Origin of the sequence: Allobosea sp. (genome assembly GCF_030694325.1) — a bacterium.
GTDB lineage: Bacteria > Pseudomonadota > Alphaproteobacteria > Rhizobiales > Beijerinckiaceae > Allobosea.
Genome location: NZ_JAUXYO010000345.1, coordinates 1 through 13,861 on the forward strand (window position 1 = coordinate 1; position 13,861 = coordinate 13,861).

Below are 13,861 nucleotides of genomic sequence, written 5' to 3' on the forward strand. Positions count from 1 at the left end.
CGTCGCGGAAATAGCTGCGGCCGAAATCAAAGCGGATGTAATCGCCGAGCATCTTCAGGAAGCGCTCATGTGCCGGCTTGTCGAAGCCGAATTGCTTTTCCAGCTCCTTGATGAAGGCGGGGTCGAGGCCCTGCGCGCCGCGATAGGCGGAGCCGGCGTCGCCGGCCGCCTGAGCTCCCGCATCGCCACCCGATCCCCCGCCGACGCGGTCCGCCGCGCCGCCGCTATTGGGGTTTTGCAGCTGCGAGATGACCCGTTCCACCGGCCCACCAGGGGCGAACTGCACGATCACGAAGGAGATCAGCAGGATGCCGAACAGGGTCGGCACCATCAGGGCGATGCGGCGCGCGATATAGCTCAGCATGCCGCCTCAGGCCTTCCCGATCCGCTTCGCCTTGTCGGCATCGTACCACCAGATCCCCGGCGCGCCCGAGCCGAATTTGGGCTTGGTCTGCGGCCGCTCGAACATATCCCAATAGGCCAGCCATTCGGTCGGGTTCCACCACATCGGGATCCAGTAGCGCCCGGCGCGCAGCACGCGGTCGAGGCATTTGGCCGCGACGACGACCTCGGCATAGCTGTCGGCCTGACCGATCGCGGCGATCATCGCGTCGACGGCCGGGTGGCTGACGCCGCCGACATTACGCGAGCCGCGCGTCTTTGCCGCCTCCGAGCCATAGACGATGCGCAGGGAGTCGCTGGGGATGGCGCTGCCGCCGAGCGCGCGGCTGATGATGTCAAAATCGAACTCGTCGAGGCGGCGCTGATACTGCGCGCCATCGACGATGCGTGAGGTCGCGGTGATACCCACCCGCTTCAGATTGGCCTGGAAGGGCTGCGTATGGGGCTGCAGCGCCCCCTGCGAATCGAGGAACTCGATCTCGAAGGGCTGTCCGTTGGGCAGTTTCAGCACCGCGCCGTCGCGCTTGCAGCCGGCTGCGCGGAACATCTCGTCGGCACGGCGCAACAGGGCGCGGTCGCTGCCCGACCCGTCGGAGACGGGCGGCAGGAAGGGCTCGCCGAAGACCTCGTCCGGCACCTGGCCGCGGAAGGGCTCGAGCAGCTTGAGTTCCTCCGGCGAGGGCAGGCCGGTCGCCTTCGAATCCGAGTTCTCGAAATAGGAGGTCATTCGCGCGAAGGACGAGAACATGATGTTCCGGTTCGTCCATTCGAAATCGAAGCACAGGCCGAGGGCCTCGCGGATGCGCGGATCGGCGAATTTCTCGCGGCGCAGGTTGAAGATCCAGCCCTGCGAGCCGGTGGGGTCGGTCTTGGGCAGCGCCTCCTTCTTCACCTTGCCCTCATGCAGGGCTGGGAAGTCGTAGCCTGTCGCCCAGATGCGGGAGGTGAACTCCTCCTGGAAGGTGATGACGCCGCTCTTGAAGGCCTCGAACGCCACCTGCCGGTCGCGGAAATACTCCCAGCGCACCCGGTCGAAATTGTTGACGCCGATGTTCACCGGCAGGTCGCGGCCCCAGTATTCGGCCACGCGCTCGAACTCGATGAACCGGCCCTGCTCGAAGCGGCCGACCTTGTAGGCGCCCGAACCCAGCGGCGGCTCCAGCGTCGAGGCCTCGAAATTCCGGGTCGACCAGAATGTTTCAGAAAACACCGGCAGCCCCGCGACGATCAGATGCAGGTCGCGACTGCGCTTCGGCGAAAGCTGGGCGACGAAGATGTCGTCGCTCTCGGCCGTGGCGGAGGCGAGTTCGTTCAGCATCAGCCGGTAGGAGGGGTGCCCCTTGCTCTTGAGCAGGTTCATGCTGAAGGCGACGTCGCGGGCGGTCACGCGGCTGCCGTCATGAAAGCGCGCCTCCGGCCTTAAGCGGAAGCGGTAGGTCAGCCTGTCGGCGGACACCGAAACGCTCTTCGCCAGCAAGCCATAGAGCGTGCCCGGCTCGTCGCCAGAGCCGGCCATCAGGCTGTCGAAGCAGGAATCCATGCCGGCGGCGCCGTCGCCCTGCAGCACGAAGGTGTTGAGCGTGTTGAAGGTGTCGAAGCTCTGGTTGCCGCTCGCCCGCTTGATCTGGACGGTCAGCGTGCCACCCTTGGGCGCTTCCGGGTTCACATAGGGAAAATGCGGGAAATCAGCGGGTAGGCCGAGCTCGCCGAAGGTCGAGAGGCCATGCGTCTCGGTGTCCTGCGCGAAGGCGCGCCCGCCCAGCCCCGGCAGCGCGGGGCCGCCCGCGAGGAGCGCGGCCGCTTTCAGGACCCTGCGGCGCGTCATGCGGATCGTCATCGTGTCGCGTCTCCTCGTCGATGGCGGTGCGTCCGAATCGCCCAGGTTCATCTGGCCCGCCCTGTCGGCAGGCGCAACATCGCACACCATCGTGGCGGCAACACCGTGACCGGCGCAAGCCGCCGGCGCCCAAAGAAAAAGCCGGGCGCAGCGCCCGGCTTCAAAGAATGGTGATCGTCGGCAGGTTGCTGCTCAGGGCGTGGGCAGCGGCTTGGGCGCGTCGGCGAGCGAGTTGAGATAAGCCACCATATCGGCGCGGGTATCGGGGCGCCCGACGCCGGCATAGGCCATGATCGTGCCGGGCATGTAGGCCTTCGGGTTCTTCAGGAAGCCGTCGAGCTGCTCGGCCTCCCATTTCTCGGCCGACTTGGCCTTCATCGCGGCGGAATAGGCGAAGCCGTCGACTGCGCCCTTGTTGCGGGCATAGACGTCGTAGAGATGCGGGCCGATCTTGTTGGCGCCGCCCTTCTCGAAGGTGTGGCAGGCCTTGCAGGCGCCGACGGCCTTTTCGCCGCGGGCGACGTCGGCCTTGGCGAGGCGGACCGCGATCGGCTCCTCGGCCGCGGCGGCCGGGGCGGAGGCGGCGGCGACCGGTTCGTCGCTGGGCAGGTCGAAGCCGGGCACGGCAGGCTTCGTCGGCGCGAACACGATGCCGGCCGTCATGTTGAGGCCCATCACGACCAGCAGCGTCGAGAGAACGGCACCGGCAATCTTGTTGGTTTCGATATCCATCGTATCCGAACCCTCGGCTGCCGGCGCATCTGGCGCAGGCAGCAAGACAGCTTTGCGCGGACCCTGCAGGGGCCGACACCCGCGCGTTGCTTAACCGCTTTGCGCGCCTCATTGCAACTCGTATAAGCACGCTCCGCTTTGAGACCTTTTGACGCCTCGCGCCGCGCTTGCGCGCCGCCGCCACTGAGCCCTGCCAGCCATCATGACGGACCCGCTGATCCTGATCCCCGCGCGCCTGAGTGCGACGCGTCTTCCCGGCAAGCCGCTGGCGGACATCCATGGCGAGCCGATGATCGTCCGCGTCTGGCGCCGCGCCATCGCGGCGGGCATCGGTCCCGTCGCGGTCGCGACCGACTCCGCCGACATCAAGGCGGCCGTCGAAGCGGTGGGCGGTGTCTCCGTGATGACCAGCGTCGACCACCCCTCGGGCTCCGACCGCATCAAGGAAGCCGCCGACATCCTCGATCCGAACGGCCTCCACGATGTCATCGTCAACGTTCAGGGCGACTTCCCGACGCTCGATCCCGTTGCCATCGCCGCCGCGATCACGCCGCTCGCCGATCCGGCGGTGCAGATCGCCACGCTCGTCGGCCTGATCACCGACGAGGAGGAGAAGACCGCGCCGAGCGTCGTCAAGATGGTCGGCAGCCCCGTCGCACCGGGCCGCCTGCGGGCGCTCTATTTCACCCGCGCCACGGCGCCCTATGGCGAGGGCCCGCTCTACCACCATGTCGGCATCTACGCCTATCGCCGCCGCGCGCTCGACCGATTCGTCAGCCTGCCGCAGTCGACCCTGGAGAAGCGCGAGAGCCTCGAGCAGCTGCGCGCGCTCGAGGACGGCATGCGCATCGACGCGATGATCATCGACCATGTCCCGCGCGGCGTCGACACGCCCCCCGATCTCGACCGCGCCCGCGCGGTCCTGAAGACCAGCGCCTGAAGTCCGAGAGCCGCATTCATGACCATCATCGTTTCCTATCAGGGCGAACCCGGCGCCTTCTCCTCCCAGGCCGCCCTGCAGGTCTTCCCCGATTGCGAGCTTCTGCCCTGCGCCACCTTCGAGGATGCGCTCGCAGCGGTCTCCGACGGCACCGCGCGCTACGGCATGATCCCGATCGAGAATTCGATCGCCGGCCGCGTCGCCGACATCCATCATTTGCTGCCGCGCTCGGGGCTGCACATCATCGGCGAGCATTTCCTGCCGATCCGCTTCCATCTGATGGCGGTGAAGGGTGCGACGCTGGCGACGCTGACGCGGGTTCAGAGCCACATCCACGCGCTCGGCCAATGCCGCAAGATCATCCGCAAGCTCGGCCTCAAGGCCGAGGTCGCGGCCGACACTGCCGGCTCGGCTCGGCAGGTGGCGGAGGCGGCCGACATCACCCGCGCCGCGATCGCGCCGCGCATTGCGGCCGAAGTCTACGGGCTCGAGATCCTGATGGAGGATATCGAGGACGAGAAGCACAACACCACGCGCTTCGTGATCCTGTCGAAATACCCCGAATTCACCCGCCAGGGTGCCGCGAAGACGGTGACGACGCTGATCTTCCAGGTCCGCAACCTGCCGGCCGCGCTCTACAAGGCGATGGGCGGCTTCGCGACCAACGGCATCAACATGACCAAGCTCGAGAGCTACATGGTCGACGGCCAGTTCTCGGCGACGATGTTCTACGCGGATGTCGAGGGGCACCCTGACGATCCGGCGTTGCGCCGCGCGCTCGACGAACTCGCCTTCTTCTCGAAGGAGGTGAAGATTCTCGGCGTCTATCCCGCGAGCCCCCTGCGCGAGAATTTTGCGGAAGCCGCCGAATAGGGGAACTGCTGTCGTGGTCGAGGCCATCCCTGCCCACGTATCGAAGCGGCCTTCGCTCCATCTCGACCACCTGACCGTGATCGCGCCCTCGCTGGCCGAGGGCGTCGCGCATGTGCGGGCCTGCCTCGATCTCGACGTGCCCTTCGGCCAGCGTCACGCCTATCTGGGCACGCACAACCACCTGCTGCAACTCGGCGGCTCGGTCTATCTGGAGATCGTCGCGCTCGATCCGGAAGGCCGCGCGCCTCGGCGGCCGCGCTGGTTCGGCTTGGACGACCAGGCGAGCGTCCGGCGGGCCTGGGACAAAGGGCGCCGCCTGCGCGGCTGGGTCGCGCGCACCGACGGCATCGACGCCGTGTTGGCGGGACGCGAAAACATCTTCGGCCGCAAGGTCGCTCTGCCTTTCGACGATCCCACCTTCGATTTTGCGATCCCCGACGACGGCTCGCTGCCCGGCGACGGCGCCTATCCCTCGCTCATCGACCGGCGCGGCAAGGCACGCTCCATGGCAACGATGGCCGATCTCGGCGCGAGGCTGCAGGCGATCACGCTCGAGTGCCCCGATCCCGCGGCCATCCTGAGGCTGTACGACGCGTTCGCGATCGACACCCGGCCTCTGGTCCAGCCCGGGCCCGCCCTGTGCTATCGGGCCAGCATCGAGACGCCGGCGGGGGTGAAGGAGCTGACCTAGGCGCGCTCGCCCTCGACCGCCCAGGCCCGCAGCAGCGTGTTGGCGATGGCGAGATGCTGCGGGCTGGTGAAGCCCTCGGGATGGGTCCCTTCCAGCATCGCCAGCGCTTCTTCGCGGGTGAACCAGCGCCCGGCCTCAAGCTCGGTCATGTCGAGTACGATCTCGTCGTTCAGCGCCTCCGCGATGCAGCCGATCATCAGCGAACCGGGAAAGGGCCAGGGCTGCGAGGCGATGTAGCGGACGGTGCCGACGCGCAGGCCGGCCTCCTCCCAGCTCTCGCGGCGCACCGCGTCCTCGAAGGTCTCGCCGGGTTCGACGAAGCCGGCGATGCAGGAATACATCCCCGGCGCGAAACGCGCCTGGCGCGCCAGCAGGCAGGTCTCGCCGCGCGTCACCAGCATGATCACGACCGGGTCGGTGCGCGGGAAATGCTGGGCGCCGCAGGCGCTGCATTCGCGCTTCCAGCCCGACGCGCCGAGTTGGGTCGGTCCGCCGCACTGGGCGCAGCAGCGGTGGCGCGCATGCCAGTCCAGCAACGCCTTGGCCTGGCCGAGCGGGCCGACCTCGTCCTCCGGAACCAGCCGCTTCAGCGCGACCGAGCGCAGATCGCTGACCACGAGCTCCGGCCGTGCCCGCAGCACCTCCGCCTGGGCCCGGTCCAGCAGCCGCCCGAAGCGCGGGGCGCCGTCGGGCGCCAGACCGAGAAAGGCCTCCTCCAGCCCGTCGCCGAGGGACTGCGTCTCGCCATGGGTGAACCAGATCGAGAGCGCCTCGCCATCGAGCCGCTTGAGAATCGGCGTCTCGCCGGCGACGACCGCGATGCGCGTATCGGAGCGGTGGCGCAGCGCGTTCACGGCATCGGTCTTGTCGCGCAGGTCCTCGCGACGGTCGAGCGTGTTGACGGCGAAACCCGTGAGGGCCGAGCGTTCGCGGGGACGTGAGGCGTCGTTCATGCCCTCCGTCCTAAACCCCGCTCCCGCCCCCACGCAAGCACGGTTATGTGGCGCTGCGGCCGCGCAGCAGATGGACGATGGCGGAGAAGTCCGCTCCGCCTTCGCCCCAGGCGTTGTGGAGCCCGTAGAGCTGCGTGGCCGCGGCGCCGAGAGGCGTCGAGGCGCCGGCCGCCTGGGCGGCCTCCTGCGAGAGCTTGAGGTCCTTCAGCATCAGGGCCGAGGCGAAGCCGGGCTTGTAGTCGTTGTTGGCCGGCGAGGTCGGCACGGGGCCCGGCACCGGGCAATAGGTGGTCAGCGACCAGCACTGTCCCGACGAGGTCGAGGCGACGTCGAACAGCGCCTGATGCGACAGGCCGAGCTTCTCCGCCAGCACGAAGGCTTCCGACACGCCGATCATCGAGATGCCCAGGATCATGTTGTTGCAGATCTTGGCCGCCTGGCCGTTGCCGGCGGCGCCGCAATGCACGATGCGCCGGCCCATCGCCTTCAGGATCGGCTCGCCCAGTGCGAAGGCCTCGTCCGTGCCGCCGACCATGAAGGTCAGGGTCCCGCCCTTTGCCCCGCCGGTGCCGCCGGAGACCGGCGCGTCGAGCGAGAGGCAGCCGCGCTCGCCGGCCAGCCCATGTGCCTTGCGCGCGCTTTCGACATCTACGGTCGAGCAGTCGATCATCAGGGCGCCGCGCTGCACATGGGGCAGCACATCGCCCCAGACAGAGAGCACATGCTTGCCGGCCGGCAGCATGGTGACGACGATATCGGCGTCCGCGACCGCCTCCTGCGCCGAGGAGGCAATGGCCACGCCGAGTTCGGCGGCGGCATCCTTCGAGGCCTGAACCAGATCGAAGGCGCGGACCTCATGCCCGGCCTTGACGAGGTTTCCGGCCATCGGGCCGCCCATATTGCCGAGGCCGATGAAGGCGATGCTGGTCATGGTCGTGATCCTTCCATTCTTCTTGACGGAATATCTTTGGCGGAATAGCTTTCCAGCTGTGATCGGATCGTTCGCGCAGAAGGAGGCCGAACTCCTGTTCCACGACAAGCCGGTCCGGCGTTTCGCCGCGATCGAGCGCGTGGTCAGGCGCAAGCTGCTGCTGCTTCATGCAGCCGCCAGGCTCGACGATCTGCGTGTGCCGCCCGGCAACCGGTTGGAAGCCCTGAAGGGCGACCGCAGCGGGCAGCATTCGATCCGCATCAACGACCAGTGGCGGATCTGCTTCATCTGGAAGGAGGGCGAGGCGCATGACGTCGAAATCGTCGATTATCATTGAGGCGGTGGAGGCCGACGAGGCGGCGCTGGACCTGATTCCGCCCGGCGAAGTCCTGATCGAGGACTTCATGAAGCCGCTCGGTGTCAGCCAGAACCGCTTGGCACGCGACATCGACGCGCCTGTGAGCCGCATCTCCGGCATCGTCAAAGGCGAGCGCAGCATCACGGCCGACACGGCCCTGCGCCTGGCGAAGTTCTTTGGGACGACGCCCGAGATGTGGATGAACCTGCAGACGGATTATGATTTGCGGGCGGCACGGCGCGTGTGCGGTGCGGATATCGACAAGCGCGTGAGGCCGCTTGCCGCATAGCCGTCAATTCCCCTTGGCCCGGCCGACCAGCCCGCGCGCCACGATCATCCGCATCACCTCGTTGGTGCCCTCGAGAATCTGGTGGACCCGAAGGTCGCGGACGATCTTCTCGATCCCGTAATCGGCGAGATAGCCGTAGCCGCCATGGATCTGTAGGGCGTCATTGGCGACGGTGAAGCCGGTATCGGTCGCGACGCGCTTGGCCATCGCGCAGAGCTTCGTTGCGTCCAGCGTCTTCGCATCCAGCGCCGCCGCAGCCCGCCAGAGCAGGCTGCGCGCTGCCTCCAACTCCGTCGCCATGTCGGCGAGCTTGAACTGCAGCGCCTGGAAATCCGCGATGCGGGAGCCGAAGGCTTTGCGCTCGCTAGCATAGGCCAGCGCCTTGTCGAGCGCGCTTTGCGCGCCGCCGAGCGAGCAGGCCCCGATGTTGAGCCGCCCGCCATCGAGCCCTGCCATCGCGATCTTGAACCCGATGCCCTCGGGCCCGAGCCGGTTAGCGACGGGCACGCGGCAGTTCTCGAAGATCACGGCGCGCGTCGGCTGCGCGTTCCAGCCCATTTTCTTCTCGTTGGCACCGAAGGAGAGGCCGGGCGTGCCCTTCTCGACGACGAGTGTCGAAATCCCTGCGGGGCCCGCCTCGCCGGTGCGGACCATCACGACATAGAGATCGGAGACGCCGGCGCCCGAGATGAACTGCTTCTGGCCGTCGAGGATGTAGTGGTCGCCGTCGAGGACCGCTTTCGTCTTCAAGGCCGCCGCGTCCGAACCCGCGCCGGGCTCCGTCAGGCAGTAGCTCGCCAGATGCTCCATCGTGCAGAGCTTCGGCAGAAAGGCCGCGCGCTGCTCGGCCGAGCCGTAGCGGTCGATCATCCAGGCGCACATGTTGTGGATCGAGATATAGGCCGCTACCGTCGGGCAGCCGGTCGAGAGCGCCTCGAAGATCAGCGCCGCATCGAGCCGCGTGAGGCCAGAGCCCCCGACATCATCGGCGATATAGATGCCGCCCATGCCCAGCGCCGCCGCCTGGCGCATCTCGTCGACGGGGAAATGCTTCTCCTCGTCCCAGCGCATGGCGTTGGGCGCCAGCGTATCGGCGGCAAAGCCGAGCGCCATCTCCTGGATGGCGAGTTGATCTTCGGAGAGGGCGAAGGCGGTCATAGCGTCAGGCCTCGATCAGATGGATCAGACGGGCATAGCCGGTGCCTGCGAGCTTGCGCGCGAACCGCGCATCGGAGGTGGCGAGGGGGGCCGAACGGCTCTCCGCCAGCGCAAGGAAAACGCAATCCGAGCACGGGTGTGACAGTTCGAGGGACAGTGCGAAAGCCTTGGGCATCAGGGGCGCGCTGTCTTCGATCTTCGGCAAGGATCCATTCGCCAATGCGTAGGCGGCGCGTGCATAATCCTCCGAGAGGTCTTTTCTTCGAACGGCCCTTGTCAGGGCGCCTGCCATTTCGACGAGGAGAATGTCTGGCGAACTCAGATTGTCGTTTGAGAAGAGCAATGATCGCGCCGCCCCGCTTCGTGGCCCGTCGACGACGGCATCGAACAGGACGCTGGTGTCGATGATCACGAGTCGCCGCCACCGTTCGAGGACATTTCCTCTCGCACGGCGCGAACCATCTCGGCACCTGCCGTCTTGACCTTGGCGAAACCGTGTTCTCGCTCGAATCTCTCGAACAAGGCCTTCCGCTCGGAACCTGTGGGTGTGGCACCTCGGTTGAGGGCCAGGCTCGCCTCATGCTGAAGCGATGTGCCGTTGATCTCGGCCCTGTCCTTCAGCCTTTGCACGAGAGCCTCCTCGACATCGCGGATCAGCAGATTGCCCATGCCACGCCTCCCTTGCTATCAAAGATGATAGCAAGGGAGGCGTGCATTCTCAACCCATCGTCGGGATGACGAAGCTCGCGCCGTCCTTGATGCCGCTCGGCCAGCGCGCCGTCACCGTCTTGGTCTTGGTGTAGAAGCGGATCGAGTCCGGGCCGTGCTGGTTCAGGTCACCGAAGGAGGAGCGCTTCCAGCCGCCGAAGGTGTAATAGGCCAGCGGCACGGGGATCGGAACGTTGATGCCGACCATGCCGACCTGGACCTTCGAGGCGAAGTCGCGCGCCGCATCGCCGTCGCGGGTGAAGATCGCGGTTCCGTTGCCATATTCGTGGTCGTTGGTGAGCTTCAGCGCCTCGTCATAGCTCTCGGCGCGCAGCACGGAGAGCACGGGGCCGAAGATCTCCTCCTTGTAGATGCGCATGTCCTTGGTGACGTTGTCGAACAGGCAGCCGCCGACATAGAATCCGTTCTCATAGCCCTGCATCTTGAAGGCGCGGCCGTCCACGACGAGGCTCGCGCCCTCCTCGATGCCGGTGTCGACATAGGCCTTGATCTTCTCCATCGCCGCCTTGGTCACAACCGGGCCGTAATCGGCCGATGCGTCGGTCGAAGGGCCGATCTTCAGGCTCTCGACCCGCGGGATCAGGCGCTTCACCAGCTCGTCGGCGGTGGCCTTGCCGACCGGAACAGCGACCGAGATCGCCATGCAGCGCTCGCCGGCCGAGCCATAGCCGGCGCCGATCAGCGCGTCGACCGCCTGGTCCATGTCGGCGTCGGGCATGATGATCATGTGGTTCTTGGCGCCGCCGAAGCACTGCACGCGCTTACCGTTGGCGCAGCCACGGGCGTAGATGTACTCGGCGATCGGGGTCGACCCGACGAAACCGACGGCCTTGATGTCGGGGTCGTCGAGGATGGCGTCGACCGCTTCCTTGTCGCCGTTGACGACGTTGAGGATGCCGGGAGGCCCGCCCGCCTCGATGAACAGTTCGGCCAGGCGCATCGGCACGCCCGGGTCGCGCTCGGAAGGCTTCAGGATGAAGGCGTTGCCGCAGGCTATTGCCGGGCCGAGCTTCCAGAGCGGAATCATCGCCGGGAAGTTGAACGGGGTGATGCCGGCGCAGACGCCGAGCGGCTGGCGCAGCGAATAGATGTCGATGCCGGGGCCGGCGCCGTCGGTGAACTCGCCCTTCATCAGGTTGGGCACGCCGAGCGAGAACTCGACCACCTCGACTCCGCGCTGGATGTCGCCCTTGGCGTCGGGAATGGTCTTGCCGTGCTCGCGGGCGAGCAGTTCGGCCAATTCGTCATTGTTCTGTGCGATCAGGTCGAGGAACTTCATCAGCACGCGGGCACGGCGCTGCGGGTTGACCGCAGCCCATTTCGGCTGCGCCTCGGCGGCGTTTTCCACGGCGGTGCGCAACTCGGCGGCCGAGGCCAGCGCGACCTTGCCGATGACCGTCCCGTCCATCGGCTGGTAGATGTCGGCGGTACGGCCCGAGGTGCCGGCGACATGCTTGCCGCCGATGAAATGCCCAACCTGACGCATCGCGTCCTCCCCTACCAATGGTGATGTCTCGAACTGGTGGTCACCACTACCATTCACGTTTGTGCACGGCTATAGCGACGTTGGACGAAGCGGCGTGCGGAAAAGCAAATATCGGGGAGCGTGGTGATGGAGCGGTTCGACTGGGACGATCTGCGGTTCTTCCTCGCGGTCGCGCGTTCCGGCCGCCTGACGGCCGCGGCCCGCCGGCTTGGGGCCGATCATGCCACGGTCTCGCGCCGCATTACCTCCCTGGAGGAATCGCTCAAGGCCAAGCTCTTCGAGCGCCGGCCTCAGGGCTACACGCTGACCGCTCATGGCGAGCGCCTGCTCGCCCGCGCCGAAAGCATGGAGACCGATGCACTCGCGATCCAGAGCGACATCGGCGGTGCCGACATGGTGCTGGCCGGCACCGTCCGCATCGGCGCGCCCGATGGCTTCGGCACCGCCTTCCTGGCGCCGCGCCTCGCCAAGCTCGCCAGCGCCTATCCGGGCCTCGAACTCCAGCTCATCGCCATGCCGCGCCTGCTCTCGCTATCGAAGCGCGAGGCCGATGTCGCGATCACGCTCGCCCCGCCCAAGGAGGGCAAGGTCGTGGCCCGCAAGCTCTCGGACTATCGCCTCGGCCTCTACGCCAGCCGCGATTATCTCGATGCGATGCCGCCGGTCACGAATCCCGATGACCTCTTCGCTCATCGCATCGTCGGCTATATCGACGACCTGATCTTCACGCCCGAGCTCGATTATCTCGACGAGATCGCCAAGGGTCTGCGCGCCCAGGTGCAGAGTTCGAGCGTGCTGGCGCAGATGAACGCCGTCATCGCCGGGGCCGGCATTGGCGTCATCCACCATTTCATGGCGGAGGGAGAGCCGCGCCTCGTGCCGGTGCTGCCCGAAACCGTCTCGATCACGCGCTCCTTCTGGCTCCTCGTCCATGCCGATCTCAAGGACGTGGCCCGGGTTCGCGCAATCGTCGATTTCCTCGTGCGCGAGGCCAAGGTGAGCCGCGCCCTGCTGATGGGCGAGGCGCAGGCCTCCCTACTCGCTCAGGCCTGAATACGGTTTCGCCCGGCCTGCTTGGCGGCGTAGAGCGCCCGGTCGGCGTTGCGCAGGGCGACATCGAGGCTGTCGCGAGCCGAGATCTCGGCCAGCCCGATCGACACCGTCAGCCCGAGCATGAGCGGCCCGACCGCCATGGGGCGCTCGGCGATGCCGGCCCGGATGGCGTCGGCCAGGCTGCCGGCGTTGCTCTGGTCCAAGCCGGGCAGGAGGAGGGCGAATTCCTCGCCGCCGAGCCTCGCCAGCAAATGGGGCCGGCCCGCGAGCGCCTCGCCGAGCTCGGCAGAGAACACGCGCAAAGCCTCGTCGCCCGCATCATGGCCATGCTCGTCATTGAGCCGCTTGAAGTGATCGATATCGAGGATGGCGACGCAGGTCGGCTGCTCGCTCCGCCGCGCCTCGGCGATCATCTTCGGGCCGCGCTCGAAGAAATAGCGCCGGTTGAACAGCCCGGTCAGATAATCGCGCCAGGCGAGGTCGTGAAGCTGGCGCATCCGCAGCAACGTCTCGGCGTTCGACGCGATGCGGCATTGCAGCTCTTCGAGAACGAAGGGCCGCGAGATGAAATCATGCGCGCCGGCCTTGAGGAAGCCTGCCGAGATCGCCCGGTCGGTCGAGGAGGAGATGCCGATGACGCGGACCTGCTCGGCTGAATAGCGCCTGCGGATGCGGCGCGCGAGTTCGAACCCGTCCATGTCCGGCATGTTGTAGTCGGATACGACGAGCCTGATGTCCTGATCTTTCTCCAGCATCGTCAGCGCATCGGCGCCCGAGCCGACCTCGACCACCGTGTATTGCTGGCTCGTCAGCATCTGCGCCAGCAGCCGGCGCGTGGTGGTCATGTCGTCGACCACGAGAATCCGCGTCTCGCGATTGGTCAGCGCACGCTTGACCGATCCGACGAGATTGCCGAGCGCGAATTCGGAATCCTTCAGCACATAGTCGAACACCTCGCGCTCCATGATGCGGGCGCGCGTCGCCGCATTGAAGGTTCCGGTGAAGACGATGGTGGGAATGCCGTGGCTGACGGTCCAGTCCAGCGCCTCGCCATCGGGTGCGTCGGGCAGGTTGAGGTCCACGACCGCGATCGCATAGCCCTCCTGATCCTTCAGGATGGCGCTGCTCAGGTCCTTGAGGCAGGCGCAGCTCGTGACCTTCAGCCCCGTCTCGGCCTCGATCATCTGACGCAGCGCGATGGCGAAGGTCTTCGAATCCTCGACGACCAGGACCCTGCGCCTGTCTTGCGGACGGAAGAGAGGCTGCCTTTCCGCTGTACGCTCATTCATCGGCTGGTCCTGGCAGGCATGGGCCCACGCATCTGCCGTAACGTCATGATCGGACTGGGCATTTCGGCAGCGGCGCGCCGCCAAGCTCTACCCCTGATAGAGTTAACGGGATGTTGCCGCGTCGGGCGACGTCCGCATGG

Annotated in this window: 15 protein-coding genes and 1 pseudogene; 6 read left to right on the forward strand and 10 right to left on the reverse strand. The window is 66.8% G+C overall.

Features of this window, described 5'->3' with window-relative positions:
- The 3 genes and pseudogenes from Q8M82_RS22345 to Q8M82_RS22355 form a co-directional block, all read right to left on the reverse strand.
- Window positions 1-364 (reverse strand): annotated as a pseudogene (locus tag Q8M82_RS22345) (microcin ABC transporter permease); the annotation flags it as partial.
- Window positions 365-370: 6 nt separating this feature from the next.
- Complete coding sequence (locus tag Q8M82_RS22350; RefSeq protein ID WP_305693493.1) at window positions 371-2,239, reverse strand: extracellular solute-binding protein; 1,869 nt, start codon at window positions 2,237-2,239, stop codon at window positions 371-373.
- Between the two features lie 192 nt (window positions 2,240-2,431).
- Window positions 2,432-2,971 carry a c-type cytochrome gene (locus tag Q8M82_RS22355; RefSeq protein ID WP_305693494.1) on the reverse strand — a complete coding sequence of 180 codons (540 nt, stop codon included), beginning with the start codon at window positions 2,969-2,971 and terminating at the stop codon, window positions 2,432-2,434.
- Between the two features lie 202 nt (window positions 2,972-3,173).
- Here Q8M82_RS22355 and Q8M82_RS22360 point away from each other — a divergent pair, with 202 nt between their 5' ends.
- The 3 genes from Q8M82_RS22360 to Q8M82_RS22370 are packed head-to-tail and all read left to right on the forward strand — an operon-like array spanning window position 3,174 to window position 5,475.
- Complete coding sequence (locus Q8M82_RS22360; RefSeq protein ID WP_305693495.1) at window positions 3,174-3,911, forward strand: 3-deoxy-manno-octulosonate cytidylyltransferase; 738 nt, start codon at window positions 3,174-3,176, stop codon at window positions 3,909-3,911.
- Between the two features lie 18 nt (window positions 3,912-3,929).
- Window positions 3,930-4,784: a prephenate dehydratase gene (locus Q8M82_RS22365; protein ID WP_305693496.1), complete on the forward strand. Its 855-nt coding sequence runs from the start codon at window positions 3,930-3,932 to the stop codon at window positions 4,782-4,784.
- A gap of 13 nt (window positions 4,785-4,797) precedes the next feature.
- Window positions 4,798-5,475 (forward strand): VOC family protein, encoded by a 678-nt coding sequence (locus tag Q8M82_RS22370; protein WP_305693497.1) that lies wholly within the window; start codon window positions 4,798-4,800, stop codon window positions 5,473-5,475.
- Here Q8M82_RS22370 and nudC read toward each other — a convergent pair.
- Together nudC and mmsB are read right to left on the reverse strand one after the other, a co-directional pair.
- Window positions 5,472-6,428 (reverse strand): NAD(+) diphosphatase, encoded by a 957-nt coding sequence (nudC, locus tag Q8M82_RS22375; RefSeq protein WP_305693498.1) that lies wholly within the window; start codon window positions 6,426-6,428, stop codon window positions 5,472-5,474. The genes Q8M82_RS22370 and nudC overlap by 4 nt on opposite strands.
- 43 nt (window positions 6,429-6,471) lie before the next feature.
- Window positions 6,472-7,359, reverse strand: a complete 888-nt coding sequence (gene mmsB, locus Q8M82_RS22380; RefSeq protein WP_305693499.1) for a 3-hydroxyisobutyrate dehydrogenase — start codon at window positions 7,357-7,359, stop codon at window positions 6,472-6,474.
- A 58-nt stretch (window positions 7,360-7,417) separates the two neighbouring features.
- On the opposite strand from mmsB, the gene Q8M82_RS22385 reads away from it, so the two are divergent.
- Complete coding sequence (locus tag Q8M82_RS22385; protein ID WP_305693500.1) at window positions 7,418-7,696, forward strand: type II toxin-antitoxin system RelE/ParE family toxin; 279 nt, start codon at window positions 7,418-7,420, stop codon at window positions 7,694-7,696.
- Window positions 7,668-8,006: a HigA family addiction module antitoxin gene (locus Q8M82_RS22390; protein ID WP_305693501.1), complete on the forward strand. Its 339-nt coding sequence runs from the start codon at window positions 7,668-7,670 to the stop codon at window positions 8,004-8,006. The genes Q8M82_RS22385 and Q8M82_RS22390 overlap by 29 nt, the downstream gene beginning before the upstream one ends.
- Before the next feature lie 3 nt (window positions 8,007-8,009).
- Here Q8M82_RS22390 and Q8M82_RS22395 read toward each other — a convergent pair whose 3' ends face one another.
- Genes Q8M82_RS22395 through Q8M82_RS22410 form a run of 4 tightly spaced genes read right to left on the reverse strand, consistent with a single transcriptional unit; the run spans window position 8,010 to window position 11,379 of the window.
- Complete coding sequence (locus Q8M82_RS22395) at window positions 8,010-9,164, reverse strand: isobutyryl-CoA dehydrogenase (RefSeq protein ID WP_305693502.1); 1,155 nt, start codon at window positions 9,162-9,164, stop codon at window positions 8,010-8,012.
- 4 nt (window positions 9,165-9,168) lie between these two features.
- Window positions 9,169-9,576, reverse strand: coding sequence for a type II toxin-antitoxin system VapC family toxin (locus Q8M82_RS22400; protein WP_305693503.1), 408 nt, complete (start codon window positions 9,574-9,576; stop codon window positions 9,169-9,171).
- Window positions 9,573-9,833, reverse strand: coding sequence for a FitA-like ribbon-helix-helix domain-containing protein (locus tag Q8M82_RS22405; protein ID WP_305693504.1), 261 nt, complete (start codon window positions 9,831-9,833; stop codon window positions 9,573-9,575). The genes Q8M82_RS22400 and Q8M82_RS22405 overlap by 4 nt, the downstream gene beginning before the upstream one ends.
- Window positions 9,834-9,882: 49 nt before the next feature.
- Window positions 9,883-11,379 (reverse strand): CoA-acylating methylmalonate-semialdehyde dehydrogenase, encoded by a 1,497-nt coding sequence (locus Q8M82_RS22410; protein ID WP_305693505.1) that lies wholly within the window; start codon window positions 11,377-11,379, stop codon window positions 9,883-9,885.
- Between the two features lie 126 nt (window positions 11,380-11,505).
- On the opposite strand from Q8M82_RS22410, the gene Q8M82_RS22415 reads away from it, so the two are divergent.
- A complete protein-coding gene (locus Q8M82_RS22415; RefSeq protein ID WP_305693506.1) occupies window positions 11,506-12,432 on the forward strand; it encodes a LysR family transcriptional regulator in 927 nt (308 codons plus the stop codon).
- Here the strand turns inward: Q8M82_RS22415 and Q8M82_RS22420 are convergent.
- Window positions 12,423-13,721 carry a GGDEF domain-containing response regulator gene (locus Q8M82_RS22420; protein ID WP_305693507.1) on the reverse strand — a complete coding sequence of 433 codons (1,299 nt, stop codon included), beginning with the start codon at window positions 13,719-13,721 and terminating at the stop codon, window positions 12,423-12,425. The two genes, Q8M82_RS22415 and Q8M82_RS22420, sit on opposite strands and share 10 nt — an antisense overlap.
- Window positions 13,722-13,861: the final 140 nt, after the last annotated feature.